This window comes from Bacillus haikouensis (genome assembly GCF_013179555.1).
GTDB classification, from domain to species: domain Bacteria; phylum Bacillota; class Bacilli; order Bacillales; family Bacillaceae_B; genus Rossellomorea; species Rossellomorea haikouensis_A.
In genome coordinates, this window is the sequence record NZ_JABMCR010000404.1 from 1 (window position 1) to 2821 (window position 2821).

The following is a 2821-nucleotide window of genomic DNA, read 5'->3' on the forward strand; positions in this document are numbered from 1 at the left end:
ACACTTTCTTCTCTGTCCCTGATAATACTTGGGAAGGAGTCAGCCCTTCATTATGATCAGGATGCCATTCCTTGACCAGATGTGGATGGGGCGTGACAATGCTGTTCCCTTTGTTTGCTTTCCGTCTGTTACAGTAAGGGCACCCGAGACCATCCTTCGTTCGATGACCGATGGTTTCTTCCCACTCATGACCTTTACTGCAGAGCCACCAAGCTTTCCGTTTGGAGGTGAACGGCATCACTTCAGCAGGTATAAGATCTCGATTCTTAGTTGGGTGCCATTCATCGGAAACGTTGGGATAAAGGATTGCTAAGTTATACTCGGGACTCGGTCTTTTCTTTAAGCAATAGGGACACCCCTGCTGTTGGCTCCGTGTCCTGATATTTTCCTTCCACTCATGCCCATTCCCACATAACCACCAAACCACTTTATTACTTGAGGGTAAATAATCAGATGGCTGCTTTTCATTTCTATCAGGATGCCAGTCTACGGAAACGTGCGGGCATAATACCTTTAAGTTATTCTTATCATCGGCAAGTCTGCCAGAGCAATAGGGACATTTGGAACCAGCCGATCGTACGTTGATGCGTGATTCCCACTCGTGTCCGTCTGCACAAATCCACCAGGCTTTCTTATGGGAACCCGGAGAAACTGTATCCGGTTGTTTAGTATTCTTATCAGGATGCCATTCCTTTGCTAAATCTGGAAATTTTCCTTTTAAACTATCTTCATATGTAACTTTTTTACCAGCGCAATAAGGACAGCCGGTCCCCTTTACTCTGTTAGAAAAGGCAGCCTCCCATTCATGGGAAGCATCGCATATCCACCATGCCTTGTCTTTCAAACGTATGTTGTTTGTTTCTATATCTACATTTTTCCCGTCGTGCCACTGGGTCTTCAAGGAAGGATTTTTAGCGAAGATTTCTTCAAGATTCATATGTACATCTCCAAGTCAGGTTATTGTATCTTATCTATAGATAATTTATCACAGTACTTTAGGGGAAGATTGTTCCAAATCCTTCCTTTTTCGAAAGGGAGGTTAAAAATATATTGCAAATATAAGGAACTCATGGCTTACACAAGATATTTCTCAAGGACAGAGTCAAGTGGTAACTGGTAATTCTTAAATTACATCCAAATTATCAATAGGAATAGCATTATAAGAAACTCGTATACTGGCAAACAAAAAAGAATATACTTTAATTATTAAATTGAAAGAAGGGGAAAATATGGGGTTTTTAGATAAAGTCTTTGGTTTATTAAATCAAAGTAATGGTGGGGATAATGATCCTCCTGATCATTTTGAATTTAATTATGAATATGAAAGTAAGTCGTATGGTGATGAGGGTTGGAAAAGTTATAGAGTAAATGTTACGGTGGAATTTATTTATGATGAAGACATGGGACTATATGAAATTAGCTCATATGCTAGCTCTCCTGATGGATTTACAGATGTAGAAATCCCTAATTACACAGAATTCGAAAACGATGTTAATATGGATCTGCATAATAAGGGGATTAACCCTCTTTATATTCCCGATATTGACAAGTGGAACTTTTACTAATTAATTTGTAAGTGAATAACAAAATGATATTAGAATAAAAGTTTCATAATTAGAAAAATGCAATCGTGAAAGGAAAGCAATATTCCTTGCATGATTGCATTTTTTATTGGTATATAATGCAATACCGGCGCATATCCCAGCCTAAACCATCCCACAAAATCACACCCGTGACAATAGAAGAGATTGGGGAATGTTTTAAATTTAAATATTTATTTCATCTCATTTGATTACGAAATAGTGATAGAAAAAAAAGGATTGACAGATTACTTTTCAGCAAACTCTATCAATCCTTTAAATACATTCATTTAAAAATCATACTCATCAATATTATCCTTCGTAAACACAACCCGCTCAGGCAATAGGATGATCCCGCTATCGTCCGCCTCATAATCATACCCTTGAATACTATTCGGCTCGATTTTAACTTTACCGATTTCAGGAACGTCAAACTCGTCTCCAACTTTAAGCTCTTTCCCTTCAACGGTCATAAGATAGGCTACATATGCAGCAAGTGCACCTTGCTTTTTCACATCCCATAATCCGAATTGTTTAACGGTATCGCGTTTGACGTAGTCACGCATGACGTTTGGAGTAGAGAAGCCTGTTACGACGACATCTCCAGCTTTATCAAGGTTTTCTGCTGCTTGGGCCATGGCAGGCAGGGCTGTGGCATCTGGACAGATGATGGCATCGATGTCAGGATATGTTTTCAGGATGCTTTCTCCGACTGTCAGTGATTTTTGTGCATCGTTTTCACCGTATTGAGTGGTGACGATTTCCCAGTTCGGGTATTTTTCTGCGATGATTTCTTTGGCTTTGGTGACCCATTGGTTCTGGTCTGTTACGGTTGGGCTGGAGTAGAAGAAGGCCACTTTGCCGGAATCCCCGATTTGGTCGGAGGTCATTTGAATCAATAATTCAGCTAATTGGTCGGGAGTTCCCTGGTTAATATAGAAGGAACGATCCTCGGGCTTCACATCTGAATCCCAAGTCAGGATCTTTACTCCTTTGTCTTTGGCCCGTTTGAGTGATTGACTTAGTCCGTCGACTGATACGGAGGAAATCATTAACGCATCATAGCCTTGGTTCACAAAGTTATTGATGTATTTCACCTGACCGGATACGGATGCTTCAGACGGTCCGTCATACTTTAATTCTACATCTAAGGAATCCGCCATTTCTTTCGCCCCCTGGCCACCCGATGTGAAGAAGCCGACACCTGTTAGTTTAGGGATGAAGGCAAGCTTTGCATCTTT

At 40.5% G+C, this 2821-nt stretch carries 3 protein-coding genes; 1 reads left to right on the forward strand and 2 read right to left on the reverse strand.

Features of this window, described 5'->3' with window-relative positions; all coding sequences use genetic code 11:
• Positions 1–937, reverse strand: a 937-nt coding sequence (locus tag HP456_RS22250; protein ID WP_172255164.1) for a zinc-ribbon domain-containing protein, incomplete at its 3' end; no start/stop codon positions are given.
• Positions 938–1229: 292 nt separating this feature from the next.
• On the opposite strand from HP456_RS22250, the gene HP456_RS22255 reads away from it, so the two are divergent.
• A complete protein-coding gene (locus tag HP456_RS22255) occupies positions 1230–1565 on the forward strand; it encodes a hypothetical protein (RefSeq protein ID WP_172255167.1) in 336 nt (111 codons plus the stop codon).
• A 305-nt stretch (positions 1566–1870) separates the two neighbouring features.
• On the opposite strand, the gene lsrB is transcribed toward HP456_RS22255, so the two are convergent.
• Positions 1871–2821 (reverse strand): autoinducer 2 ABC transporter substrate-binding protein LsrB (gene lsrB, locus HP456_RS22260; protein ID WP_216663386.1); only part of this gene is annotated, 951 nt, incomplete at its 5' end.